This window comes from uncultured Amnibacterium sp. (assembly GCF_964250715.1).
Classification (GTDB): domain Bacteria; phylum Actinomycetota; class Actinomycetes; order Actinomycetales; family Microbacteriaceae; genus Amnibacterium.
Genome location: NZ_CAXUGX010000011.1, coordinates 1 through 24,719 on the forward strand (window position 1 = coordinate 1; position 24,719 = coordinate 24,719).

Below are 24,719 nucleotides of genomic sequence, written 5' to 3' on the forward strand. Positions count from 1 at the left end.
GAACTCTTGACCTTCTCCTTACCATGGAGATGCTCTACCACTGAGCTATCGGGGCCAGGCGCAGGCCCGTCGGGGCCCGCAACACGGCCGAAACTGTAGCATCCCGGCTCCGCCCGCTCCCCGGTGTGACCGGCTGCGACTGCGCTCGCCGGCTACTCCGCTGCGGTCGCAGTTGCCGGACCTGCTCGAGGGCCGATCGACTCGGGTCGGTGCGGTGTCGGAGGGGGGCGGGACACTGTCGACGGCGCGTCGCGCGTCGTTGCTGAGAAGTGCGCCGCGACACGCTGACCACTACATGTAGTCCTCGACTCCGCGTCCAGGGCCGGTATATAGTGATCTCAGGTCGCAAGGGTGACCATCCGAACGCCGGGTACGACCGTGTGAAGGTCTACCGGCCCACGATGCATTGGAGATATCATGAACTTCGACTCCGACACCATCGACGGCTACGCGGTCCCCATGGATCCCATGGACTTGCTCCAGTGCGACAGCTGCCAGTAGGCACCCCGCAGCCGGCGTAGCACGCCGCACGAAAGCGGCAACGAGCCCCGACACCTCTTCAGGTACCGGGGCTCTTTGCTGCGCTCCGTCGTCGCGGTCCTGTCACTCGGATCGTCGCGCGGTACCCGTGACGCGACGCGGTATGCGTGCGTACCGCGCGTCGGCACAGGTACCGCGCGACCTGCATCAAGCCGAGAGGGTCGCCAGCTCGTCGTCGGTCAACGTCAGGGTCGCGGCACCGACGGAGTCGCGGATGCTCTCCGGCCGGGAGGCACCGGGAATCGGGATGACGACCGGGGCCAGCGACAGCTCCCACGCCAGCGCCACCTGCTGCGGGCTGACCCCGCGCGCGTCCGCGACCTGCTGGAACGGGGCGAAGCTGCTGCCGAGGTCACCGGCGTTGCCGATGCCGCCGAGCGGGCTCCACGGCAGGAAGGCGATGCCGAGTTCCGCGCACAGCCGCAGCTCCGGCAGCGACGACCGGAACGCCGGCGAGAACTGGTTCTGCACCGAGGCCAGGCGGCCGCCCAGGATCTCGTTCGCCTCGTTGATCTGATCGGGGTCGGCGTTCGAGATGCCGGCCATCTGAATGGTGCCGGCGTTCAGAAGATGCTCCAACGCGCCGACGGACTCGGCGAAGGGCACGTCCGGGTCGGGCCGGTGGAACTGGTACAGACCGATCGCGTCGCCGCCCAGCCGGCGCGACGACTCCTCCGCCGCCCGGATCAGGTAGTCGGGACGGCCGTTCAGCGTCCAGAGGCCGCCGCCGGGCCGCAGGTGGCCGCCCTTCGTCGCGACGAGCACCTGCGAGGTGTCGCCGCCGTAGGAGTCGAGTGCGCGAGCGACGAGCAGCTCGTTGTGCCCATCGTCGCTCGAGTCGATGTGGTACGCGTCGGCAGTGTCGATGAGGGTCACGCCCGCATCGAGCGCGGCGTGGACGGCCGCGACGGCACGGGCTTCGTCCGGGCGGCCCTCGATCGACATGGGCATGGCGCCGAGGCCGATCGCGCTGACGGAGCGGCTGCCGAGGATGCGGGTGGGAAGAGTGACGGTGGTTGGCATGACGACCATCCTGTGAGCGGCGCTTGGGAGGCGCCTGGCGGTCTGCTCCGCCGTGGTCCGCTCATCGACGCGGAGGCGCGGATACCATCGCCGGATGGCCGTCAACGCCGATCTCGCCGGCACCGTCTATCCGCCGACGGCGCCGTACCTGGTCGGCCGCGAGGACGTGCGCCGCTTCGCCGCAGCGGTCGGGTGCACCGACACGCGCAGCCTTGATCCCGCTGCCGCCCGCGCCGCCGGGCATGCGGACGTCGTCGCTCCGCCCACCTTCGCCGTGGTGGTCCAGGAGCGCGGTCTGGCCCAGCTGCTCGCCGACGAGCGCGCGGGCATCGACTTCACCCGCGTCGTGCACGGCGAGCAGCGCTTCCGCTTCAGTCGCCCGATCGTCGCCGGCGACGAACTGACCGCGGTGCTGACCGTCGCGAGCGTGAAGACGCTGGGCGGCAATGCCATGGTCACCGCCGACTCCGACATCCGCGACGTGCAGGGGCAGCACGTGCTCACCGCCACCTCGACGCTCGTCGTGCGGGGCGACGCATGACCGCCGCCGCCCCGACCCTCGCCGTCGGCGACGTGGTCGCGACCCGCACCTACCCCATCGAGCGGGACACCCTGGTGCGGTACGCCGGAGCCTCCGGCGACTTCAATCCCATCCACTACCGCGACGACGTGGCGCAGTCGGTAGGCCTGCCCGGCGTGCTGGCCCACGGCATGCTGACCATGGGGCTCGCCGTACAGCCGGTGCTGGAGTGGCTGGACGGGCGCGGCGAGGTGCTGGAGTACGGCGTCCGGTTCACGAGGCCGGTGCCGGTGCCGGCGCAGGGGAGCGTGGAGCTGAAGGTCAGCGCCGCCGTCGGCGTGCTGGCCGGCGACGGCACCGCGCGCATCGACATCACCGCCCGGGTCGGCGGGCAGGCCGTGCTGGGACGCGCCCAGGTGCTCGTACGGCTGCCGGAGGCGGCGTCGTCCGGCGCAGGGCTGCCCCAGGCTGGGCCGTCCGGCGGCACCGGATGACCGACACCCGGCAGGCGCTTTCGGAGCTGACCACGCTGCGGGTGGGCGGCCCGGCACGGCGGATCCTCACCCTGCGGTCCCGCGACGAGGTCATCGCGGCAGCGCGTGCGGCCTGGGCCGAGGACGAGGACTGGCTCGTGCTCGGCGGCGGCTCCAACGTGGTGATCGGCGACGACGGCTTCGACGGCACCGTACTGCACGTCGCCACGCGAGGGATCGAGCGCCTGGCCGACGTCCCTCGCGGCGCGGTACCCCCCGTGCCGGCCACCGACGCCGACCGGCTGCGCTCCCTGGAGCGGTCGCTACGCCCCGCCCGGCAGCGGGAGCTGGTCCCCATCCGAGTACAGGCCGGGGAGTCGTGGGACGACCTGGTCGCCCACGCCGTGCAGCAGGGCTGGAGCGGCATCGAGGCGCTCTCCGGCGTGCCCGGATCGTGCGGAGCGTCGCCCGTGCAGAACATCGGCGCCTACGGACAGGAGCTGGCCGCCACCCTGACCGGGGTGGAGTTCCTGGACTACGGCACGGGCGAAGTGCGCTCGCTGCTCGCATCCGAGCTGCAGCTGGGCTACCGCACCAGCGTGTTCAAGCAGGGCCTGCGCGGCATCGTCCTGTCGATCGACCTGCTGCTGCTCGGACCGGAGCGGGGACGGGAGGCGCTCTCGGCACCCATCGCCTACGCGCAGCTGGCGGACGCGCTGGGTGTCCCGCTCGGCACCAGGGTGCCCATCGCTGTACTGCGTGAGACCGTCCTCACCCTGCGCCGCCGCAAGGGCATGGTCGTCGACGCCGGCGAGAGCGAGTCGGCCAGCGTCGGCTCGTTCTTCACGAACCCGGTCGTCAGCGAGAGCTTCGCGCGCTCCCTGCCTCCCTCCGCGCCCCGCTGGCCGACCACGGGCGACGAGCCGGACATCATCGTGCCGCTCGGCGAATCGCTGCCGGCGCGCGCCCCCGTGGACGGCGACCGCCAGGTGAAGCTCTCGGCGGCGTGGCTCATCGAGCACGCCGGCCTGACCCGCGGCTTCGCCCTGCCGGGTTCGAGCGCCCACATCTCGCACCGGCACACCCTGGCGATCGTGAACGGGGGCGGCGCGACCGCCGAGCAGGTGCTGGAGCTGGCCCGGTACATCCGCTCGATGGTGCAGATCGAGTTCGGCGTGCTGCTGCAGATCGAGCCGGCCGTGATCGGCGCCGAGCTCTGAGCCCGTCCGCGGAGCAGGAGACGGAGCAGGAGGTGCAGGAGCCGGAGGTGCAGGCGCAGCCGGAGCCGGAGCCGCAGCCGCCCGAGCTGACCGCTCGGCGCGTCGTGCTGCGCCCCTTCCGCGACACCGACCTGGACGCGGTGCTGGAGGCGGCGGACGATCCACTGATCCCGCTCATCACCAGCATCCCGAGCGGCGTCGACACCGCCGGCGCGCTCGCCTACATCACGCGGCAGCGGAATCGCCTGCCGGCCGGGCTCGGCTACTCCTTCGCGGTGGCCGAGCGCCGCGATGCCGCCATGGCGGTCGGCCAGGTCGGTCTCTGTCTGCGCGACGCCGACATCGGTCGCGGGCGTATCCGGTACTGGATCCGGCCCTCCTTCCGCCGTCAGGGCCTGGCCGCTGACGCACTGGCGACCCTCTCGGAGTGGGCGGTGTCACTGCCCTGGGTGCGCCGGCTGGAGCTGCTGATCGAGCCGGCGAACGAGGGATCGTGGCGAGCGGCGGAGTCGGCGGGCTTCCAGCGCGAGGGAGTGCTGCGCGCGTTCCAGCCGATCGGCGGGACGCAGCGCGACATGGCGATGTACGCCCGCATATCCGCTCCGGCCGCCCCGCCGGAGGACTGACAACGCTCCCCGCGAAGGCCGGACCCGCTCCGGACACGGTCAGGTGCGCCCAGCACATGCCGAGGCCCTACCCATGCGCCGTGCCCGGCATGCCCAGCCGCGGGGGCCATGCTGGTCCACTCTCACCGACTAGGAGCTTCTTCATGTCACAACGCAACACCGTCATTCGCAGCATGCACGACCTCGGCATGGCCGCGTGGTTCGGCGGAACCCTGATGGGTGCGGTGGGCCTGAACGGTGCGGCGGCCAAGGCCATCGATCCGACCGAGCGCCTTCGGCTGTCCTCCATCGGCTGGGGGCGCTGGGCACCCGTGCAGGGCGCCGCGATCCTGACCCACGCCATCGGCGGCGTCGGCGTGATCATCACCAACCGCGGCCGCCTGGCCGCCCAGTCCGACGCGCGCGTCAACTCCTACATCAAGCTGCCGCTGACCATCGTCGCCGCGGGCCTCAGCCTCTACTCGGGCATCCTGGGCACCCGCATCGCCAAGCACGCCGACGAGGGTGCGACCGGAGTCACGGAGCCGGGCGCCGGCACGTCCGACGAACTCGCGGCCGTGCAGCGCCAGCAGAAGATCGTGCAGTGGACCCTGCCGCTGATCACCGGTGTACTGATCGTCCTCGGTGCGCAGCAGGGCGAGCAGCAGCGCCCGGTCGCCGGCTGGCTCGACCGCTTCAAGCGCTGATCGATCGCGGCGCTGACCCGATTCTGCGCTGATCCGGTTCGGCACGGCGCGGGTTCGGAGCGGATCAGTCGGCGCCGGTCACCCGGGTCGTCAGTATCGTTGGGGCGGATGCCTCGACGACTGCCGGTGCGCTCCGCAGGGTCCGCACCGGGGCCCGTCCTCGCGGTATTCGTCGTCGGAGTGTTCCTCGCCCTGACCTCGGAGGTGCTGCCGGTCGGGCTGCTCAGTCCGATCGCTTCCGGCCTGCACACCTCTGCTGCCGCGGTCGGCCTGCTCGTGTCGGTGTACGCCGTCATCGTGGCGGTCGCGTCGGTGCCGTTGACGCTGTGGTTGCGCCGGTGGCCTCGCAGACCGGTGCTGGTGCTGTTGCTGCTCGGCTATGCCGCCAGCACGATCGTCTTCGGCCTCGCTGAGACCTATGCGATCGCCTTCGCGGCACGGTTGGCGGGCGGGTTGATCCACGCCGCGTTCTTCTCCGCCGTGTTCGCTGCGGGGGCGGAGGCGATGCGGCCGGGGCGCGCCGGACGGGGCATCGCGATCGTCAGCCTCGGTACGACGGCCGGGTTCGCCCTGGGGGTTCCGCTCGGCACCGCGCTCGGCGTGGCGGTCGACTGGCGCGTCGTATTCGTCGTCGACGGCGTCGCCCTGGCGGTCGTCGCCGTGGTCGCCGCACTCGTGATCCCCGTCGGCTCGGCTGCCTCCGGGGCGCCGGGTGCGGCGCCGGCTGCAGATGCGCGTGGGGCGCTGCGGCGCCTGCTGCCGGTGGCCGTCGTCATCGCGGTCCTGACGCTCGGCCACAACACGGCCTTCACCTACATCTCTCCGCTGCTCAGCCTGGACGGCATTCCGCTCGCGCAGCAGAGCGTCGTCTTGCTGGTCTTCGGGCTCGCCGGCGCGGGCGGTGTCGCACTGGCCGCGCTGACCGTCGACCGGGTGCCTCGCGCCGCAGCCGCCGGCGGCGCGGTAGTGACTGCGCTCTGCCTGGTGGTGCTCGCCGTCCGGCCGGCGGCCCCGGTCGTCTTCGTCGTGGCAGCGCTCTGGGGGGTCTCGTTCGCCGCGCTGATCCCGCTGCTGCAGACGATCGCGACGACCGCGTCGCCCGCCGCGGGTGACCTGGCTCCGGCCGTCGTCAACTCCACCTTCAATGTCGGCATCGCCGGCGGCGCCCTGCTCGGCGGAGGGGCTCTGCTGCTCGCCTCGCCCGCGCTGCTCGCCTGGCTGGGAGCCGGCCTCGCGCTGGCGAGTGTCGCGGGGATCGCACGTCTTGGTCGGCCCGGCGCCGCGTGACCTGCCCGCGCACGACCCTTGGGGGCACGACTACCGCCGCTCAGCCGTCCTTGCGCACCCAGCGGAAGGTGAGCAGCGCGACGACCAGGCCGACGATCGCCCACACCGCGATCATCAGCGCGACCGTGCCCAGGTCCCACGAGCCGGTCTGCTCCACTTGGGCGAACCGCTCCGGCAGGAACACCGAGCGCATCCCCTGCGCGATCCACTTGAGCGGGAAGATCCCGGCGATCGTCTTCAGCCAGTCGGGCAGGTCGGCGAAGTTGAAGTAGACCCCGGAGATGAACTGCAGGATCAACAGGATCGGCACGATGACCGCGCTCGCGGTTCGACCCGACCGCGGCAGCCCCGAGATGCCGATGCCCAGCATGACCGACATGAGGATCGACAGCAGGAAGAGCCAGGCGAACCGGCTCCAGGCGGCGCCGTCATCCGGCAGCGTCACGCCGAACGCGAAGCGGGCGACGAGCAGCAGCAGCACCAGCTGGGCCAGGGCGGTGACCAGCACCATCCCGACCTTGCCCAGGAAGTAGCTGACCACGGGCAGCGGCGAGCCGCCCAGTCGCTTCAGGGTGCCGTCGCCGCGCTCCACCGCGATGTCGATGCCCAGGTTCTGGATGCCCGAGAGCACGATGCCGGATGCGACCAGACCCGGCAGGTAGTACGCGGCCACGCTGATCCCGCCCTTGCCGCCCGGCCCTGCTCCTACATCACCCGAGGCGCTGAACGCGGCGGCGAAGATCACGAAGATGACGCTGGGGAACAGGAACGTGAAGAACAGGGCGTCGCTCTGCCGGAAGTAGGAGCGCACCTCGTAGCCGACGCGCAGGGCGCCGAGCCGCAGCGTGCGGCCGACTCCGCCGACGGCCGGCCGGCTCGTCGGAGTCGGGGCGGTCGTCATATCGGCTGCTCCTCGTGCTGTTGCTCGTCGGCCTGGATCAGGCCCAGGTAGATGTCCTCCAGGCTGGGGCGCACCACTTCCAGGCCCTCCGGCTCCCCGCCGGCCTGCGCGACCAGGTGGGCGACGAGCGCGCCGGGCGCGTCGGTGCGCTGCTCGTGCCGGCCGTCCGCGTCGCGCCATCGCACGATCGGCACCCGTGCCGCAGCCGAGCCGATGGAGTCGATCGGACCGATGTCCACCAGGCGCCCGCCTGCGATCACGGCGGCACGGTCGCTCAGGTGCTGCGCCTCATCCAGGTAGTGCGTCGTCAGCAGGATCGTGGTGCCCTCCGCCTGCAGCCGGCCCACCAGGTCCCAGAACTGTCGCCTCGCCTCCGGATCGAAGCCGGTGGTCGGCTCGTCGAGGAACAGCAGCTCGGGACGTCCGATCACGCCGAGCGCTACGTCCAGTCGGCGTCGCTGGCCGCCGGAGAGGGCCCGGATGCGCTGCTTGGCCGCCTGCCCCAAACCCACATCGGCGAGCGTCTCATCGACATTCCGCGGGTTCGGGTACAGCGCGGCGAAGTGCGCGAGTTGCTCGCGCACGGTCGCGACGGCGGCTTCGCTGCTGGACTGCAGCACGATCCCCAGCCGAGCCTTCCAGTCCGTGCCACCCCGGCCCGGGTCCTGTCCGAGCACCGTCGCCGACCCGCCGCTGCGCTGCCGGTAACCCTCCAGGATCTCGATCGTGGTCGACTTGCCCGCTCCGTTCGGGCCCAGCAGGGCGAAGACCTCTCCGCGCCGGATGTCGAAGCTCACCCCGTGCAACGCCGTGCGCTCGCCGTACCGCTTCGTCAGGTCGTCGACGCGCACCACGGCCTCGGACGACATGACCCCAGCCTGCCCCAGGACCGGCCGCCGAGGTGACCGGCACACGCCGGCCGCGCGCGGTCGGTCGGCGCGGATCAGGCCGCGAAGAACGCCGCCAGGCGCCGCACGCCTTCGGCCAGGGCGTCGTCGCCCAGGGCGTAGCTGAAGCGCAGGTAGCCGCTCGGGCCGAACGCCTCGCCCGGCACCACGGCGACCTCGCACCGTTCCAGCAGCAGGTCGGCCAGTTCCAACGTGGTGCGCGGAGTGACTCCGGCCCACTCGCGGCCGAGCAGCGCGGTGACGTCGGGGTAGACGTAGAAGGCGCCCTGCGGAGTCGGCGTGCGGAAGCCCGGGATCGCGTTCAGGCCGGCGACGATCGCGCGGCGGCGACGGTCGAACGCCTGCCGCATCGCCTCCATCGGCTGCATCGGACCGTTCAGTGCCGCGATCGCGGCGCGCTGGGCGACGTTGGACACGTTGGAGCTGAGGTGCGACTGCAGGTCGGCGGCACCCTTGATCACCGGCGCCGGGCCGACCATCCAGCCCACCCGCCACCCGGTCATGGCGTACGTCTTCGCGACTCCGTTCACCAGCACGGCCTGCTCGGCCAGCTGCGGTACCGCCTCGACGATCGAGACCGCGCGCACCCCGTCGTAGACCAGGTTCTGGTAGATCTCGTCCGTCACGACCCAGATGCCGTGCTCGAGCGCCCATTCGCCGATGGCGCGGGTCTCGTCGGGGGAGTAGACCGCGCCGGTGGGATTGGACGGCGAGACGAACAGCAGCACCGTCGTGCGGGGCGTGCGCGCCGCCTCCAACTGCTCGACGGTGACCTTGTAGTCCGCGTCGGCGCCGGCGAACACGGCGACGGGCACGCCGCCGGCCAGTTTGACGACCTCGGGATAGGTGACCCAGTAGGGCGAGGGGATGACCACCTCGTCGCCCTCGCCGACCAGGGTCTGGATGGTCTGGTACACGGCGTGCTTGCCGCCGTTGGTGACGATGACCTGCGACGGCGCCACCTGCAGGCCGCTGTCGCGCAGTGTCTTGGCGGCGATCGCCTCGCGCAGCTCCGGCAGGCCGACGGCGGCCGTGTAGTGGTGGTTGCGCGGATCGTGCGCGGCGGCGACGGCCGCCTCGACGATGTGCGCGGGGGTGTCGAAGTCGGGCTCGCCGGCCGCGTAGCTGACCACCGGGCGGCCCGCTGCGGCCAGGGCCTTCGCCTTCGCGTCGACGCGAAGGGTCGCCGACTCGGCGATGGCCGCGATGCGCGGCGAGATGGCGGTCGGCACGGGTGCGGTCACATGAGCCAGGGTACCGGCGGGCACGGCGGCGGGTTCTGGCCGTCGTACGCCGGCTCCGGCGGCGGAGGGGGTGCGCTGCTACAATCGCTCAGTCAGTCGGAGCCAACGTGTGCTTCGGCGTGCCTGCAGCGGCTGACCGCCGTGCTCAGTCGCCCTCTGCGGCAGTGGAACGCACGCCGGACGGGCAGCGGATGCGGCGACCTAGGGCGGTGGCTCAATTGGTAGAGCAGCGGTCTCCAAAACCGCAGGTTGCAGGTTCGAGTCCTGTCCGCCCTGCGAAGTCAGTCGCACCGAACCGCATCAGAACAGGAGGTTGACCCGTGGCACGTGGAGTAGTGGACGAACCCAGCGAGGACGTCGTCGCGGTCGCCCGCCTGGAACGGGGCGTGCGGCGTAGCCCCATCGCTCGCGTCGTCACCTTCCTGCGTCAGGTGATCGTCGAGCTGCGCAAGGTGATCACGCCCACCCGCCGCGAGTTGGTCACCTACACCGGCGTCGTGCTGGTCTTCGTGGTCGTCATGATCGGCATCGTGTACCTGCTCGACCTCGGCTTCGGCTCCCTGGTGTTCTTCCTCTTCGGCAGCCCCGCCAGTTGACCCCGCGCCTCCGGGCACCCGGCTGTTCGTTCCACCGAACCGAACGGCCCGAATCGACCTGAACGGCCCTCGAGCCGTCACCATAATCAAGAAGACCGAGTTCATTAAGGACCTGTAGAGCAGTGGCAAGAGAACATCGCGACGACCTGGATCTCGCTCCCGAGGATGAGCAGAGCTCCGAGGTCGACGATTCCTTCGACGAGCACCTGCCGAGCGGCGGCGAGGAGCTGGAGCAGGCCGCGACCGACGAGCGCCTGAACGAGGTCGACACCGACCCCACCGACGAGCAGGCCGAACGCGACGCGATCGAGGAGGCGGCCGATCCCGAGGCCGACCGCGAGGTCGACGAGGCGCTCGAGGTGCACGACCCGAGCGACTACGAAGCCGCCGAAGCCGCCACCGACGACGAGGCCGACGAGGTCTTCGCCGAGAACCCCGCCCAGGGCATCGCGACCGATGTAGCCGACGCGCAGTCGTCCGATGCGGCGTCGGCCGACCCGAGCGACGAGGCGGCGGATGCAGAGCCGACTGAGCCGGTCGAAGAGGTGCAGGTCGACCCGTACGACACCTTCCGCAAGGAACTGAAGGCCAAGTTCGGCAAGTGGTACGTCATCCACTCCTACGCCGGCTTCGAGAAGCGCGTCAAGCAGAACATCGAGCAGCGCAAGGGATCCCTGGGCCAGGAGGACAGCGTCTTCGAGGTGCAGGTGCCCATGGAGGACGTGGTCGAGATCAAGAACGGCCAGCGCAAGCTGGTCAACCGCGTGCGCATCCCCGGCTACGTGCTGGTGCGCATGGAGCTGACCGAGGACTCCTGGTCCGTCGTCCGGCACACCCCGGGTGTCACCGGCTTCGTCGGCAACTCGCACAACCCCACGCCGCTGCGCTTCGAAGAGGCGTTCAACATGCTGAAGAGCACGGTGCAGATCATCGAGGCGCCGGTCAAGGCCGGTGCCGCAGCGCCCAAGGGCGGCCGCGGTCCCGGCGTGCGGTCCGCCCCCATCGAGGTCGACTTCGAGGCCGGCGAGACCATCACCATCAAGGAGGGCTCGTTCGCGGGCCTGCCCGGCACCATCAGTGAGATCAAGCCCGAGAGCGGCAAGCTCACCGTGCTCGTCTCGCTCTTCGAGCGCGAAACCCCGGTCGAGCTCAGCTTCGACCAGGTGACCAAGCTCTGACCCACCTTCCTCTCCGGAGGAACCCACAGACACCACATCCGCAACGGCGGAGCAGTGGGAGCGGATGCGCGCAGTAGCGCGCGTCCTCGACACGAAAGAAGGAAACATGGCTCGCCAGAAGAAGGTGACCGGCCTGATCAAGCTCCAGATCAAGGCGGGCGCCGCCAATCCGGCGCCCCCGATCGGGCCTGCGCTCGGTCAGCACGGCGTCAACATCATGGAGTTCTGCAAGGCGTACAACGCCGCGACCGAGGCCCAGCGTGGCAACGTCATCCCCGTGGAGATCACCGTCTACGAGGACCGCACGTTCACCTTCGTGCTGAAGACCCCGCCCGCCGCCGAACTCATCAAGAAGGCCGCCGGCGTCAGCAAGGGCTCCTCGACCCCGCACACCGTCAAGGTCGCCAAGCTGACCCGCGACCAGGTGCGCGAGATCGCCCAGCAGAAGCAGCCCGATTTGAACGCCAACGACCTGGACGCGGCGGCGAAGATCATCGCCGGCACCGCCCGGTCCATGGGCATCACGGTCGAGTAGGAGGAGCAGCGATGGCACAGAAGAGCAAGGCGTACCGCGCGGCGGCCGCCAAGATCGACGCCGACAAGTTCTACAGCCCCACCGAGGCCGTGGATCTGGCCAAGCAGACCGGATCCGCCAAGTTCGACTCCACCGTCGAGGTGGCGCTCAAGCTGGGCGTCGACGTGCGCAAGGCCGACCAGATCGTCCGCGGCACCGTCTCGCTGCCGCACGGCACGGGCCGCACCGCGCGCGTAGTCGTGTTCGCGATCGGCCCGGCCGCGGAGGCCGCCATCGCCGCGGGCGCCGACGAGGTGGGCGGTGACGACCTGATCGCCAAGGTCGCGGCCGGCTACACGTCGTTCGACGCCGCGGTCGCGACGCCGGACATGATGGGCAAGGTCGGCCGCCTGGGCCGCGTGCTCGGCCCCCGTGGGCTGATGCCGAACCCGCGCACCGGCACCGTGACTCCGGATGCCGCCCGCGCGGTGTCCGAGATCAAGGGCGGCCGCATCGAGTTCCGCACCGACAAGCACTCCAACGTGCATTTCGTCGTCGGCAAGGCCGGGTTCCCGGCCGAGCAGCTGAACGAGAACATGAAGGCCGCCATCGACGAGGTCGTGCGGCTCAAGCCGTCCGCCTCCAAGGGCCGCTACATCCAGAAGGCGTCGCTCTCGACCACCTTCGGACCCGGCATCCCCGTGGACGTGACCGCGTTCGGCTGATCGAGCAGTAGTGATCGAACGCTGCTGATCGAACAGTGACAGCGATGAGGCCGGTCCGAACGGGCCGGCCTCGTGTCTGTCGCTGTGGGGCCGCCCGCTTCAGTACTCGGCGATCTGCACCACGAGCTTGCCGCGCACATGGCCCTCTTCGAGCCGGCGGTGGGCCATGCCGGCCTCCTCGAGCGGGAACACCTCGTCCACGTTCACCCGCACGTCGCCGGAGGTGATCAAGCGACTGATCACCGCCAGCGTCTGCGCGTCGGCGATCATGCGGAACGTCGTCGCCCGCACGTCGGCAGCAGCGGCGTCCGCGGCGAGCGTCGGCCAGCTGGCGCTCGGCACGTTGATGAGCAGGCCGCCCGGCCGCAGCACCGACAGCGAGCGGGAGCCGGTGTGATCGATCGCGTCGCCGATCAGGTCGATGACGGCATCGACGTCGTCGAGCCCGTCCTCGAAGCGCATCCGCGTGTAGTCGATCACTTCGGCGGCGCCCAGCTCGCGCAGCCAGCCGGTGTTCCTCGACGAGGCGGTGGCGATGACCCGCGCGCCGAAATACGAGGCGAACTGCACCGCGAAGTGCCCCACACCGCCCGCGCCGGCGTGGATCAGGATGCGCTGACCTTCGTGCGCCTTCGCCTGCTCCACCACCGCCCCCCACGCGGTCAGCGCCGCCAGCGGTACGCCCGCGGCCTCGACGTGCGAGAGGGTGCGCGGCTTGCGGGCCAGTCCCCAGGCGGGCGCAGCGACGTATTCGGCCAGGCTGCCACCGCCCCGCGGCACGCCGGTGACGCCATAGACCTCGTCGCCCGGCTGCAACGGGAAGCTCTCGTACGGCGCGCGCATCACGACACCGCTGAAGTCACTGCCGAGCACCGCGGGCCAGCCGGGCAAGCCGGCGGCGGCGCCGCGGCCGGCGCGGGTCTTGGCGTCGATCGGGTTCACTCCGGCGGCGATCACGCGCACGAGCAGCTCGGCACCGACCGGCACCGGTACCGGTACCTCGGCCATGTGCAGGGCGTCGGGCTCCCCGAAGCCCGTGATGACCGCGGCGCGCATGCGGTCGGGCAGGTCGGGGTCCTTGCGGGTCGTCGTGGGACCGGCGTCGGTGCTGATCGTCATCGGGACCTTTCCGGCGGCGCCGTCCGGAGGGTTCCGGTGGCTGCGTGCGCGTGCGGGCGCGACCCCCATTCCACTCCGCGGGTGATTCGGCCCGGTTACGGTCAGATCACCGCTGTGTCAATCCGTGCCCCCAGTCCGCGGTGCGCACGCGGTCATGCGTGCTTGACCAGGATTCCTTCGCCATCGCACAGAAGGCTCATAGGGAGGTCCTGATACTTGGCCATGTGACCACAATCCGTCCTGGCACCGCTCCCGAGACCTCGGCCGTCCGCCCCCGGCTGAAGCATCCCGACGGCACTCCCATCCGCGTGCTCGTCGTCGACGACGAGCCCACCCTGGTCGACCTGCTGCAGATGGCGCTGCGCTACGAGGGCTGGGAGGTGCGAACCGCCTCCGACGGCCGGCACGCGCTGAGCCTCGCCCGCGAGTTCCGGCCCGATGCGATCGTGCTCGACATCATGCTTCCCGACATCGACGGCATGCAGGTGCTGTCGCGGGTGCGCCAGGACGGGCAGCAGACGGCCGTGCTGTTCCTGACGGCCAAGGATTCGCTCGAAGACCGCATCAACGGGCTCACCGCGGGTGGCGACGACTACGTCACCAAGCCGTTCAGCCTCGAGGAGCTGGTCGCCCGCCTGCGCGGGCTGATCCGCCGCTCCATGCTGGCCGTGGCCGACGAGGAGGACCCCCGGCTGGTCGTGGGCGATCTGATGCTGGACGAGGACAGCCACGAGGTCACCCGCGCCGGCGAGCCGATCGAGCTGACCGCGACCGAGTTCGAACTGCTGCGCTACCTGATGCGCAACCCGCGGCGCGTGCTGTCCAAGACGCAGATCCTGGACCGCGTGTGGTCGTACGACTTCGGCGGCAAGTCCAGTGTCGTGGAGATCTACATCTCATACCTGCGCCGCAAGATCGACGCCGGCCGCAAGCCGATGATCCACACCGTCCGCGGCGCGGGATACATGCTGAAGTCCGCCGAATAGGCGGACCGCACCACCATGCTCCGCAACTGGACGCTGCGCACGCGGCTGATCGCCCTCGTGGTGGCGCTGCTCGCGGTCACCAGCATCGTCATCGGCGGGGTGATGTTCCTCGTGCTCAGCACCGCGATGTCGAACCAGTTCGATTCCCAGCTGGCGAATGACGCGCAGCGGATCACCCATGGCAACGGAGGTCCGTCAGCCCGAGGCGAACTGATCGACCCCGGCACGATCGCGGTCGGATTCGACGACTACGGCAACTCGCTCGGGGGCGGGTACTTCTCGTCCTCGACGAAGATGACCGCCTTGCCGGGCGCGCAGATCTCCGCGCTGCGCGTCGTGCCCGCCGATGGAAACCCTCGTTCCATCGCAGTCCAGGGATACGGCGACTACCGGTTCGTATCGGTCGAGGCGTTCGGGGGGCGCTTCGTGGTCGGCGAGCCGTTGTCGTCGCTCAATCGACGCATCGCCGGAGTGCTGGTGACTGTCGTGCTCGTCGTATTGGCCGCAATCCTTCTCGCCGCTGTTCTGGGTGCATTCATCATCGGGCGGGCCCTGCGACCCTTGCGCCGGGTCGCGGCCGTCGCGTCCAGCGTCGCCGCGATGCGACTGGACCAGGGCGAGGTGAAGGTCGGGCAGCGGGTGCCCGAGCAGGACACGAACTCGCACACCGAGGTGGGACAGGTGGGCGCGGCGCTCAACAATCTGCTCGACTCCGTCGGTTCCGCGCTCGCGGTGCGCCAGGCGAGCGAGGAGAAGGTGCGCGCGTTCGTCGCCGATGCCAGCCACGAGCTGCGCACGCCGCTCGCCTCCATCCGCGGCTATGCGGAGCTGACCCGGCGCTTCGGCGGCGAGCTGACCGACGACGTGCAGCACAACATCGACCGAATCGAGTCGGAGTCCAAGCGCATGACCGCGCTCGTCGAGGATCTGCTGCTGCTCGCGCGGCTCGACTCGCAGCCCGAGCTGGCGGCGGAGGACGTGGACCTCTCCCGCCTGCTGGTCGACGTGGTCAGCGATGCGCATGCCGCCGGCCGCGACCACCGATGGGACCTCGAGCTGCCCGACGAGCCGGTGCTGGTCCGCGGCGACGACGCCCGGCTGCACCAGGTGTTCACGAACCTGCTCGCCAACGCCCGCGTGCACACGCCGCCGGACACCCGGGTCACGGTGCAGCTGCGGGAGCCGACCGGCGACACCGTCACCGTGCTGGTCCGCGACTCCGGTCCCGGCATCCCGCCCGACCTGCTGCCCCGCCTCTTCGGCCGCTTCGTGCGCGGTGACAGCTCGCGCAACCGCACCACCGGCAGCACGGGCCTCGGACTCTCGATCGTCAGCGCGGTCGTACAGGCGCAGGGCGGCACCGTCGAGGTCACCTCCGAGCCGGGCGACACCGCCTTCCGCGTCACCCTGCCGCGCGCGTACGCCGCGAGCACGGGCGCCCCCGCGGTCACGGAGTCGGCCAGCGCCTCCGCCTGACCCTCCGCCCGGCCCATCCCGACTACGGGGATCCGGCCCGACTACGGAGATCTCGAGCGACACGCCGTGTTCGAGGGCGGATCCTCCGTACGTGCGCACGCCGGTCCGTACTTGGGGAGGTTCTCCGTAGTCGAGGGTGCCGGAGGGTGCCGGAGGGTCAGAAGGGTCAGGAGGCGCCGGTCACCGTGAGGGCGATCAGCGCGAAGTTCAGCCCCACCACCAGCGCGACGGCCGTCCAGGCGGCCACCCGGGTCCACGGGCGGTCGACGTGGGCGCCCATCAACGCCCGGTCGCCGGTCAGCCGCACCAGCGGGATCAGCGCGAACGGGATACCGAAGCTCAGCACGACCTGGCTCACCACCAGTGCCCAGGTGGGGTCGATGCCGGCCCCCAGCACCAACAGTCCCGGGACCATCGTGATCAGCCGCCGTAGCAGCAGCGGGATCCGGATGCGCAGCAGCCCGCTCATCACGACCGAGCCCGCGTAGCACCCGACGGAGGTGGACGCCAGGCCGGAGGCGAGCAGCCCGACCGCGAACACCACGCCGATGCCGGGTCCCAGGGAGCGGGCGATCGCGTCGTGCGCGCCGGCGATCGTGTCCGTGCCGCCGACGCCCCGCAGGCTGGCCGCGGCGAGCAGCAGCATCGCGATGTTCACGGCTCCGGCGAGGGCGAGCGCCAGCCCCACGTCCAGCCGGGTCGCCCGAATCCGCTGGAGCAGGATCGCCGGCGACGTGGACGCTCCGTGGCGGTCGCGAGCCAGCGCCGAGTGCAGGTAGATGGCGTGCGGCATCACCGTGGCTCCGAGGATGCTGGCCGCCAGCAGGACCGAGCCGGTCCCGGCGAACCGCGGCACCAGGCCTCCGGCGGCGCCGCCCCAGTCGACCGGACTGACGAACAGCCCCGCCAGGAAGCCGACCGCGATGATCGCGAGTAGCCCCACGATGACGCTCTCGAAGGTGCGCTGGCCCCGCCGGGACTGCACGGCGAGCACGAGCATCGAGACGACGCCGACGATCAGTCCGCCGAGCACCAGTGGCAGCCCGAACAGCAGGTTGAGCGCGATGGCTCCGCCGATCAGCTCGGCGACGTCGGTCGCCGCCGCGACCGCTTCGGCCTGCAGCCAGTACAGCCGCCGGCCCGTCGTCCCGAGCCGGCCGGCGAGCACCTGCGGCAGGCTGCGTCCGGTGACCAGGCCGAGCTTGGCGGACTGGTACTGCACGAGCACGGCGATGGCATTGGCGGCCACGAGCACCCAGACGAGCAGGTACCCGTACCGCGCGCCTCCGGTCAGGTTCGCGGCGACATTGCCCGGATCCACATACGCGATGGCCGCGACGAACGCCGGACCGAGCAGGCCGAGCAGCGGTGAGCCGGAGCGCACTCGGCGCCGCGGAGCGAGGACACCGAGGTCGACCGCCACCCGCACCTCCGGCCGCTCAAAAGTTAGCCGAGTCTAACTCTCCGATCCGGCGGCGAAGGGAACATCCACGACCGCGCCGGCCCAGCCCACGCGGTACCTGTGGCCTCGCGCGGTGAAGATGCACCTCCCCAGCCCGGCAGGGGCTGTGGGCCCGGCGCGAAGCCACATCTACCGCGCGAGGTCTTGGGCGGCACCGTCCTAGCGGCGGGCGGGCACGGTCGCGTCGACGAGGGGGCGGTCGAGGTCCGGCTCGCCCACCTCCGCGACCGGTGCGTCGGCGAGGCCGGTGATGAGCGTCGTCGGCAGGGAGACCGCCAGGGCGCCCCACGAGCAGGCGGAGCCGATGGCCGACGCCAGATCGAGCCGCGGCTGGCCGCCGCCGATGCGGTCCTCGTCCCGAATCGAGTGCGCCAGAAAGCCGGCCAGGGTCGCGTCGCCCGCCCCGGTGGTGTTGACGACCCGGGAGGCGGTGGCGCGGCCCCACCGCACCTCGTCCGCCGAGATGGCGAGGGCGCCGTCCGCTCCCAGGGACACGAGCGCCACCTCCACGCCGAGCGCGTTCAGTTCGCGACCCGCGTCCAGGGCGGCGCCGATGGTGGGGATGTCGTGACCGACGAGTGCCGCCAGCTCGTCGGCGTTGGGCTTGATCAGGTTGACGAGCCCGCTTTTGGTGAGCCGCTCCAGCGGCAGCCCGCTCGTGTCCAGGGCGACGCGGGCGCCCGCCTCGCGAGCGCGCTCGAACAGGTCGGTCATCGAGACGTGGTCGCCGGTGTCGCTGTCGAAGGGGTGCACGCCGGAGACGGTCAGCCAGTCGGCGTCGGTCTCGATCAGCTGCTCGATGGTCAGGTCGCAGACGCGCTGCCAATCCGCGCCGGAGACCGGCAGCGCCGACTGGTTGACGTTGGTCGTGCGGCCGCCGTCCTCGACGATGGCGGTATTCACCCGAACCCGGCCGAGGATCGGCACGATCCGCAGGATGTGCGGGTAGGGCGTGCGGAAGAGCAGGTGCTCGTCGTCGCGGCCGATCGGCATGACGCTGGCCACCTGCACGCGCGCCAGATGCAGGGTTCGGGCCACGTTCAGGCCCTTGCCGCTCATGTACTCGTGCACCTCGACGGCGCGGTTCACCTTGCCCGGATTCATCGACGGCACCAGGTAGGTGCGGTCGAGCACCGGGGCCGGAGTCAGGGTGATGACGCCGCTCACGTGTGGTCTCCTCGAGTACGGCCCGCGGGCGGGCCCCTGCGCGCCCGATCCGCGTCAGCCTAGGACGTGCGCGGCGACGGGTCCGACCGGGCGGCGTCTGCGGCGGCGGCGGATCCCGCCACCCGCTGCCCGGCGTACCCCACCGCGGCGACGGCGACCAGCACCAGGGCAGCGACGCTCAGCCCGACCCAGAAGTGCAGCAGCAGCAGCGCGGCACCGACCACCGCACCGACGCCGAGCAGTCCCACCGCCAGCAGACGCCGGGGCCAGCGCTGCTGCACCCGGCGACCCAGCCAGGAGTCGAACGACAGCCCGATCAGCGTGGAGGTGACGACCACCGTCGGCACATCGGCGACCGCGATGTGGCGGGCGGCGCCGCCCTGCATCCCCATCGCCAGGCCGAGCAGCCCGGTGACCGGCAGTCCGACCGCGGTCGGATAGGGCGCGTCGGCGGACACGGTGGGGATCACCGCGATCACGAGCAGCACGGCGGCGACGCCGAGCAGGGCGGTGTCGCGTCCCGTCCAACCTGCTGCGGCGCCGCGCAGCACCCGGCCGGCGACGGTCGCGCCCACCACGAAGCCGGCCAGGGCGACGATCGGTCCGACGATCGGCAGATTGCCGTTCCCGGTCAGCCCCATCGCCAGCACCACGACGTTGCCGGTCATGTTCGCGGTGAACACCCGGTCCAGGCCGAGATAGCCCACCGCATCGACCACGCCCGTCGCGAAGCACAGCGTCAGCATCAGCACCACGTGCAGGCGCTCCGTGTCCGTGAGCAGGCGTCGCATGGCGACGATCCTGGCGGAACGGCCCGGCTAGCGTTGCACCGTCCGGCCGACCAGCCCGTCGTGTTCGGCCCGTCGCGGTCGCCCGTCCGTGGTCAGCCCGTCCGTGCTCAGGAGGTGCCGTGCAGGATCCGCCGGTGCTGCAGCCGCGTCCCGCCGGTCCCGGCTACCTGCCCGCGACAGTCGCGACCGTGCTGTGGGGCCGCCTGCCGTGCGGTGCGGACCGCGCCGTCGCCTGCGTCCCCTCCGGCGGTTCGCTGACGATCGACACCGTTTCGCACGAGGGCGTGCTGCCGGATCAGGGTCAGGACCCCGCCGCCTATTTCGCCGCCCGCGGCGTCGATCGGCGCGCGGTCCTGGACGATGCGGTACTGCTGGCGTCCGAGGGCGTCCGGCTCGACGGGGACGGGCCGCATCTGACCACCGGCCCGATCGCGGTGACGGGCGCGCTTCCCGGCGACCTGCTGCGCATCGACGTGGTCGAGCTGCTCCCCCGGGTGCCGTACGGCGTGATCTCGAACCGGCACGGCCGCGGGGCGCTGCCGGGGGAGTACCCCACGACGCCCGAGACGGTCAGCGTGTTCGCCCGCGTCGAGCAGCGCGACGGCCAGCAGGTAGGCGTCCTGCCCCGCGCCGGCACCGACGGCCCCGGCGTGCACTTTCCGCTGGCGCCGTTCCTCGGCATCATGGGCGTCGCCGCAGCCGGTGACGTGCGGCCCCATTCGGTGCCGCCGGGTGCTTTCGGCGGGAACCTGGACATCCGGCTGCTGACCGAGGGCACGTCGCTGTACCTGCCCGTGCAGGTGCCGGAGGCGCTCGCCTACATCGGCGACCCGCACTTCGCGCAGGGCGACGGCGAGGTGGCCCTGACCGCGCTGGAGGCGTCGCTGCGTGCGACGCTGCGCTTCACGGTCGTACCCAGGGCGCAGGCGATCGCGGCCTTCGGCGAGGTGACCGGACCGCTCGTGCAGACCGATGACTACCTGTGCCCGACCGGGCTGGACGAGGACTTGGACGTCGCCGTACAGCGCTGCGTGCGGGCCGCGATCGAACTGCTGCATGCCCGATTCGGCATGGACCGGCCGAACGCGCTCGCCTACCTGAGCGCCGCGACCGATTTCGACATCTCGCAGGTCGTCGACCTGGTGAAGGGTGTGCACGCCCGCATCCGCATCGCGGACTTCGATGCCTGAGATCGACCGCCGCGTCTGGCGGGTCAAGGGCGACCCCCTCGTCGCCGCCGTGCCGCGATCGGCCGGGCACGGCGCACCTGCGGCCCTCGACGGACAGACGGTCGCGGTCAAAGACCTGTTCGCGGTCGCGGGTCAGCGGATCGGCGCCGGGGTGCCGGGGTATCTGGCCGAAGCGCTCGTGCAGCCCGTCTCGGCGTCCGCGGTGCAGCGCCTGATCGACGGCGGCGCGAGCGTGATCGGCATCGCGCAGACCGATGAGTTCGCCTTCAGCCTGGCCGGCGCCAACCCGCACTACGGCAGCCCTCCCAACCCCGCCGTGCCGGGAGGGCTGCCGGGCGGCTCGTCGAGCGGGCCCGCGAGCGCCGTCGCGCTCGGCGAGGCCACGATCGGGCTCGCCACCGACACCGCCGGCTCGATCCGGGTCCCCGCCTCGTACCAGGGACTCTGGGGGCTGCGGACCACGCACGGCGCGGTTCCGCGCGACGGGCTGCTCCCGCTCGCTGCCGGCTTCGACACGGTCGGCTGGCTGACCCGGTCGCCGGCGCTGCTCCTCCGCGTCGCGGTCCAGCAGCTGCCGGAGGCGGCGATGCTCCAGGTCGGGATACCGCCGGCCATGCGGTTCGCGATCGACCCGACGCTGCTGACGGGTGTCGATCCGGGCGTCGCCGCCGCGTTCGTCGCCTTCGTGCGGTACCGGCTGGGAGGCGAGGTCGACGAGGTCGCCGTCGGCGATACGGCCGAATCCGCCGACGCGTTCCGAATTGCGCAGGCGTTCGAGGCGTGGGCCTGCCACGGCGCGTGGCTGACGGCGCACCCCGGCGCCGTCAGCGGCGCCGTCAGCGCACGATTCGACGCCGCCCACCGGGTCACGGCGGCCGAGGCGTCGGAGTCGCGCGAGATTCTCGCGGCCGCGCGCGGCCGGCTCACCGCCCTGCTGGCCGCGCGGGTGCTGCTGCTGCCGAGCACCGCGACAACGGCGCCGTCGCTCACGGCCGAGCCGCCGGTGGTGGAGCACGCCCGCGCGAGGACGGTTCGCCTGACCCACCTCGCCTCGGTCCTCGGCGGTCCGGCCGTCAGCGCCCCGCTGCTCACCGTGAACGGCGCACCCCTCGGAATCTCACTGGTGGCGCTGCCCGGCCGAGACGTGGAACTCCTGCGACTGGCCGCCACGCTGGCGGCCGACGCAGGGCAGCCCACCGAATCGCCGACCGACCGTTGATGTCGGGGCCCGAACCGACCACCGAAGGCGCCCAATACGATGTCCGGCGAGACGCCGCACCGAAGCGGCACGCGAGGACGGGTACCACGTGCAGAACTGGGGCGGCAACGTCACGTTCACCGCTCCTGCGCTGATCGACGCCACGAGCGTGGCGCAGGTGCGGCGCGCGGTCGCATCGGGTGGGCGCGTGCGCGCCATCGGCACCCGCCACTCCTTCAACGAACTGGCGGACACGGACGGCACCCTCGTCTCCGTGCTGGACATGCCGCCGGACTTCCACCTGGACGAGCACGCCGGCACCGTGTCGTTCGCGGCGGGCACTCGGTACGGCGCGGTCGCCGCGTACCTGGTGCAGCACGGGCTCGCGCTGCACAACACCGGCTCGCTCCCGCACATCTCGGTCGCCGGCGCGATCGCCACGGGCACGCACGGCTCCGGAGTCGACCTGGGCAATCTGGCGACCGCGGTGCGCGCGCTCGAGCTCGTCGGCCCCGGCGGAGACCTGCGCCGCATCGCTGCCGGCGACGGCGACTTCGCCGGCTCGGTGGTGGCGCTCGGGTCCCTGGGCGTCGTCACGCGGGTCACCCTGGCGGTGCAGCCCTCGTACCTGATCCGGCAGGACGTGTACGAGCACCTGCCGTGGCCGGTGCTGCTGGCCGATGTGGATGCGGTCGTCGGCGCCGCGTACAGCGTCAGCGTGTTCCTGGACTGGCGGGGCGACACCGTGCGGCAGGTCTGGCTGAAGCGGCGCGTGAGCAGCGAGGACGAGCCCGTGGCCGACGACCTGCTCGGGGCGGCGCGCAACCCGAGCGCGACGGCCTCGATCATCTCGCCCATCGACAACACCACGCCGCTCGGCGTGGCCAGGCCGTGGGCGTTCACGCTGCCGCACTTCCGCCTGGACGCGACTCCGAGTGCAGGCGACGAGATCCAGTCGGAGTACTTCGTCCCCCGCGAGCACGCCGCCGACGCGCTGCGGGCCGTCCGCGAGCAGGCTCCGGTCTTCGCGCCGCACCTGCTGATCAGCGAACTGCGCACCGTCGCCGCCGATGATCTGTGGCTCAGTCCCGCGAACGGGCGCGACTCGCTCGCCATCCACTTCACCTGGCGTAACGACACCCCCGCCGTCCTCGACGTCCTGCCGGCGATCGAGGCGGCGCTCGCTCCCTTCGCCCCGCGACCGCACTGGGCCAAAGTGCACACGATGGCACCGCAGGCGGTGCTCGAGACCTATCCCGACCTGCCCAGGATGCGCGACCTGATCACCCGCGCCGATCCGCAGGGTGTCTTCCGGAACGAGCACCTGGACCGTGCGCTCGGGCTGCAGCGAGAGTTCGCGTGACCCTGGTCGCGGGAGTGGATTCCTCCACCCAGAGCTGCAAGATCGTGGTCCGCGACGCCGAGACGGGCGCGCTGGTCCGCAGCGGGCGAGCGGAGCACCCCGCGGGCACGGCAGTCGATCCGGAGGCCTGGTGGCAGGCGCTGCTCGCCGCCGTCGCCGACGCCGCTGGCATCGAGGACGTGGCCGCGATCGCCGTCGCCGGTCAGCAGCACGGCATGGTGACCCTGGACTCCGGCGGGGCCAGCGTGCGCGACGCGCTGCTGTGGAACGACATCCGCTCCTCCGCTGCGGCCGCCGATCTGGTGCGCGAGCTCGGCGCGACCGCCTGGGCCGATGCGGTCGGCACCGTCCCCGTCGCCTCCTTCACGGCTACCAAGCTGCGCTGGCTGCGAGACGCCGAGCCCGAGGCGGCCGGCCGAGTCGCCGCGGTCGCGCTGCCACACGACTACCTCACCTGGCGGCTGGGCGGCTTCGGGCCCGGCCGACCCGACTTGGACGCGCTCGCCACCGACCGGTCCGACGCCAGCGGCACGGCCTACTGGTCGGCGTCGGAGGGGGCGTATCGCCTTGATCTGCTGGAGCGGGCCTTCGGCCGGGCCGTCATTGTGCCGCGGGTGCTCGGGCCGGATCAGGCCGCGGGAGTCACCGGCCCCGGTCTGCCCGGCATCCCGGCGGGCATCCCGATCGGTCCGGGCGCGGGCGACAACGCGGGCGCCGCGCTGGGTCTCGGTGCCGGGCCGGGCGACGTGATGGTGTCGGTGGGTACCTCCGGCACGGTGTTCGCGGTGACGCAGCGGCCGACCTCGGATGCCAGCGGGCTGGTGGCGGGGTTCGCGGACGCGACCGGCGACTTCCTGCCGTTGATCGCGACGCTGAACGCGGCCCGCGTACTGACCGCCGGCGCGACGCTGCTGGGGGTCGACCACGACCGGTTGGCGGCACTCGCGCTCGGCGCTCCGGCGGGCGCGAACGGTGTGGTGCTGCTGCCCTACCTGGAGGGCGAACGCACCCCGAACCTGCCGCACGCGACCGGATCCCTGCACGGCCTGACGCTGGCCAGCGCGACTCCCGCCACGGTCGCCCGAGCCGTTGTGGAGGGGATGCTCTGCGGCCTGGCCGACGGGCTGGACGCGATCACGGCGCAGGGTGTCGGCGTGGAGCGCATGCTGCTGATCGGCGGTGGCGCCAAGAACCCGGCCGTGCAGGCGATCGCGCCGCAGATCTTCGGCCTGCCGGTGACGGTGCCGCCCGCGGGGGAGTACGTCGCCGACGGTGCCGCCCGCCAGGCCGCGTGGGTGCTGACCGGCGGTCTGCCATCGTGGACGCTCGGCGAGGGGGTGATCGTGACGGCCGGAACCCGCCCCGAGACGCGGGCCCGATACGCGGAGGCGCAGCGCGCGCTCGGCTACCCGGTTTCCGTCGCCCTCGGCTGATTCGTCCGCTCGGCAGTGCGACGGGTCCGCGTTGATCGTCGATATCCCCTTCCGTGTCGGTACCCTGGAGGTGAAGGGGAGTAGTTCCTGCTC

Annotated in this window: 24 protein-coding genes and 1 tRNA gene; 17 read left to right on the plus strand and 8 right to left on the minus strand. The window is 71.7% G+C overall.

Annotation, left to right across the window (positions count from 1 at the left end):
• Positions 1 to 687: 687 nt before the first annotated feature.
• The gene (locus tag ACFE7H_RS11165) at positions 688 to 1,563 is read right to left on the minus strand and encodes an aldo/keto reductase (protein ID WP_375401313.1); all 876 of its coding nucleotides are present in this window, start codon (positions 1,561 to 1,563) and stop codon (positions 688 to 690) included.
• Positions 1,564 to 1,657: 94 nt separating this feature from the next.
• Here ACFE7H_RS11165 and ACFE7H_RS11170 point away from each other — a divergent pair, with 94 nt between their 5' ends.
• The 6 genes from ACFE7H_RS11170 to ACFE7H_RS11195 all read left to right on the plus strand — a co-directional run bounded on the left by ACFE7H_RS11170 (position 1,658) and on the right by ACFE7H_RS11195 (position 6,375).
• Positions 1,658 to 2,104, plus strand: coding sequence for a MaoC family dehydratase N-terminal domain-containing protein (locus ACFE7H_RS11170; protein WP_375401314.1), 447 nt, complete (start codon positions 1,658 to 1,660; stop codon positions 2,102 to 2,104).
• The gene (locus ACFE7H_RS11175; RefSeq protein ID WP_375401315.1) at positions 2,101 to 2,577 is read left to right on the plus strand and encodes a MaoC/PaaZ C-terminal domain-containing protein; all 477 of its coding nucleotides are present in this window, start codon (positions 2,101 to 2,103) and stop codon (positions 2,575 to 2,577) included. The genes ACFE7H_RS11170 and ACFE7H_RS11175 overlap by 4 nt, the downstream gene beginning before the upstream one ends.
• Positions 2,574 to 3,776 carry a UDP-N-acetylmuramate dehydrogenase gene (locus ACFE7H_RS11180; protein ID WP_375401316.1) on the plus strand — a complete coding sequence of 401 codons (1,203 nt, stop codon included), beginning with the start codon at positions 2,574 to 2,576 and terminating at the stop codon, positions 3,774 to 3,776. The genes ACFE7H_RS11175 and ACFE7H_RS11180 overlap by 4 nt, the downstream gene beginning before the upstream one ends.
• A 32-nt stretch (positions 3,777 to 3,808) precedes the next feature.
• The gene (locus tag ACFE7H_RS11185; protein WP_375401317.1) at positions 3,809 to 4,402 is read left to right on the plus strand and encodes a GNAT family N-acetyltransferase; all 594 of its coding nucleotides are present in this window, start codon (positions 3,809 to 3,811) and stop codon (positions 4,400 to 4,402) included.
• Between the two features lie 143 nt (positions 4,403 to 4,545).
• Positions 4,546 to 5,088: a hypothetical protein gene (locus tag ACFE7H_RS11190; RefSeq protein WP_375401318.1), complete on the plus strand. Its 543-nt coding sequence runs from the start codon at positions 4,546 to 4,548 to the stop codon at positions 5,086 to 5,088.
• A gap of 108 nt (positions 5,089 to 5,196) precedes the next feature.
• The gene (locus tag ACFE7H_RS11195) at positions 5,197 to 6,375 is read left to right on the plus strand and encodes an MFS transporter (RefSeq protein ID WP_375401319.1); all 1,179 of its coding nucleotides are present in this window, start codon (positions 5,197 to 5,199) and stop codon (positions 6,373 to 6,375) included.
• A 40-nt stretch (positions 6,376 to 6,415) separates the two neighbouring features.
• On the opposite strand, the gene ACFE7H_RS11200 is transcribed toward ACFE7H_RS11195, so the two are convergent.
• From ACFE7H_RS11200 to ACFE7H_RS11210, 3 genes are all read right to left on the minus strand, one after another.
• Positions 6,416 to 7,276: an ABC transporter permease gene (locus ACFE7H_RS11200; protein WP_375401320.1), complete on the minus strand. Its 861-nt coding sequence runs from the start codon at positions 7,274 to 7,276 to the stop codon at positions 6,416 to 6,418.
• Complete coding sequence (locus tag ACFE7H_RS11205) at positions 7,273 to 8,145, minus strand: ABC transporter ATP-binding protein (protein WP_375401321.1); 873 nt, start codon at positions 8,143 to 8,145, stop codon at positions 7,273 to 7,275. The genes ACFE7H_RS11200 and ACFE7H_RS11205 overlap by 4 nt, the downstream gene beginning before the upstream one ends.
• A 74-nt stretch (positions 8,146 to 8,219) precedes the next feature.
• On the minus strand, positions 8,220 to 9,428 hold the full coding sequence (locus ACFE7H_RS11210; RefSeq protein WP_375401322.1) for a pyridoxal phosphate-dependent aminotransferase: 1,209 nt from the start codon (positions 9,426 to 9,428) through the stop codon (positions 8,220 to 8,222).
• Positions 9,429 to 9,631: 203 nt separating this feature from the next.
• Here ACFE7H_RS11210 and ACFE7H_RS11215 point away from each other — a divergent pair.
• From ACFE7H_RS11215 to rplA, 5 genes are all read left to right on the plus strand, one after another.
• Positions 9,632 to 9,704 (plus strand) — tRNA-Trp (locus ACFE7H_RS11215).
• A gap of 44 nt (positions 9,705 to 9,748) precedes the next feature.
• Positions 9,749 to 10,024, plus strand: a complete 276-nt coding sequence (secE, locus tag ACFE7H_RS11220; protein ID WP_375401323.1) for a preprotein translocase subunit SecE — start codon at positions 9,749 to 9,751, stop codon at positions 10,022 to 10,024.
• Between the two features lie 122 nt (positions 10,025 to 10,146).
• Positions 10,147 to 11,202, plus strand: a complete 1,056-nt coding sequence (locus ACFE7H_RS11225) for a transcription termination/antitermination NusG family protein (protein WP_375401324.1) — start codon at positions 10,147 to 10,149, stop codon at positions 11,200 to 11,202.
• A gap of 106 nt (positions 11,203 to 11,308) precedes the next feature.
• Positions 11,309 to 11,737: a 50S ribosomal protein L11 gene (gene rplK, locus ACFE7H_RS11230; RefSeq protein ID WP_375401325.1), complete on the plus strand. Its 429-nt coding sequence runs from the start codon at positions 11,309 to 11,311 to the stop codon at positions 11,735 to 11,737.
• Positions 11,738 to 11,748: 11 nt separating this feature from the next.
• Positions 11,749 to 12,441, plus strand: coding sequence for a 50S ribosomal protein L1 (gene rplA, locus ACFE7H_RS11235; protein ID WP_375401326.1), 693 nt, complete (start codon positions 11,749 to 11,751; stop codon positions 12,439 to 12,441).
• A 99-nt stretch (positions 12,442 to 12,540) separates the two neighbouring features.
• On the opposite strand, the gene ACFE7H_RS11240 is transcribed toward rplA, so the two are convergent.
• Complete coding sequence (locus ACFE7H_RS11240; protein ID WP_375401327.1) at positions 12,541 to 13,560, minus strand: NADP-dependent oxidoreductase; 1,020 nt, start codon at positions 13,558 to 13,560, stop codon at positions 12,541 to 12,543.
• A gap of 233 nt (positions 13,561 to 13,793) precedes the next feature.
• Between ACFE7H_RS11240 and ACFE7H_RS11245 the strand changes: the two genes are divergently transcribed.
• Together ACFE7H_RS11245 and ACFE7H_RS11250 are read left to right on the plus strand one after the other, a co-directional pair.
• Complete coding sequence (locus ACFE7H_RS11245) at positions 13,794 to 14,546, plus strand: response regulator transcription factor (RefSeq protein WP_375401414.1); 753 nt, start codon at positions 13,794 to 13,796, stop codon at positions 14,544 to 14,546.
• A gap of 15 nt (positions 14,547 to 14,561) precedes the next feature.
• Positions 14,562 to 16,022 carry a sensor histidine kinase gene (locus ACFE7H_RS11250; RefSeq protein ID WP_375401328.1) on the plus strand — a complete coding sequence of 487 codons (1,461 nt, stop codon included), beginning with the start codon at positions 14,562 to 14,564 and terminating at the stop codon, positions 16,020 to 16,022.
• Between the two features lie 166 nt (positions 16,023 to 16,188).
• Here ACFE7H_RS11250 and ACFE7H_RS11255 read toward each other — a convergent pair whose 3' ends face one another.
• From ACFE7H_RS11255 to ACFE7H_RS11265, 3 genes are all read right to left on the minus strand, one after another.
• Positions 16,189 to 17,406: an Nramp family divalent metal transporter gene (locus ACFE7H_RS11255; protein WP_375401415.1), complete on the minus strand. Its 1,218-nt coding sequence runs from the start codon at positions 17,404 to 17,406 to the stop codon at positions 16,189 to 16,191.
• A gap of 237 nt (positions 17,407 to 17,643) precedes the next feature.
• A complete protein-coding gene (locus ACFE7H_RS11260) occupies positions 17,644 to 18,651 on the minus strand; it encodes a 1-phosphofructokinase family hexose kinase (RefSeq protein ID WP_375401329.1) in 1,008 nt (335 codons plus the stop codon).
• 59 nt (positions 18,652 to 18,710) lie between these two features.
• A complete protein-coding gene (locus tag ACFE7H_RS11265; RefSeq protein WP_375401330.1) occupies positions 18,711 to 19,442 on the minus strand; it encodes a YoaK family protein in 732 nt (243 codons plus the stop codon).
• Between the two features lie 119 nt (positions 19,443 to 19,561).
• On the opposite strand from ACFE7H_RS11265, the gene ACFE7H_RS11270 reads away from it, so the two are divergent.
• The 4 genes from ACFE7H_RS11270 to xylB all read left to right on the plus strand — a co-directional run bounded on the left by ACFE7H_RS11270 (position 19,562) and on the right by xylB (position 24,626).
• On the plus strand, positions 19,562 to 20,632 hold the full coding sequence (locus ACFE7H_RS11270; protein WP_375401331.1) for an acetamidase/formamidase family protein: 1,071 nt from the start codon (positions 19,562 to 19,564) through the stop codon (positions 20,630 to 20,632).
• Positions 20,625 to 21,851, plus strand: a complete 1,227-nt coding sequence (locus ACFE7H_RS11275) for an amidase family protein (protein ID WP_375401332.1) — start codon at positions 20,625 to 20,627, stop codon at positions 21,849 to 21,851. Before ACFE7H_RS11270 ends, ACFE7H_RS11275 begins: the two co-directional genes overlap by 8 nt.
• 88 nt (positions 21,852 to 21,939) lie before the next feature.
• Positions 21,940 to 23,193, plus strand: coding sequence for a D-arabinono-1,4-lactone oxidase (locus ACFE7H_RS11280; RefSeq protein WP_375401333.1), 1,254 nt, complete (start codon positions 21,940 to 21,942; stop codon positions 23,191 to 23,193).
• Positions 23,190 to 24,626, plus strand: coding sequence for a xylulokinase (gene xylB, locus ACFE7H_RS11285; protein WP_375401334.1), 1,437 nt, complete (start codon positions 23,190 to 23,192; stop codon positions 24,624 to 24,626). Before ACFE7H_RS11280 ends, xylB begins: the two co-directional genes overlap by 4 nt.
• The last annotated feature ends 93 nt before the right edge of the window (positions 24,627 to 24,719 follow it).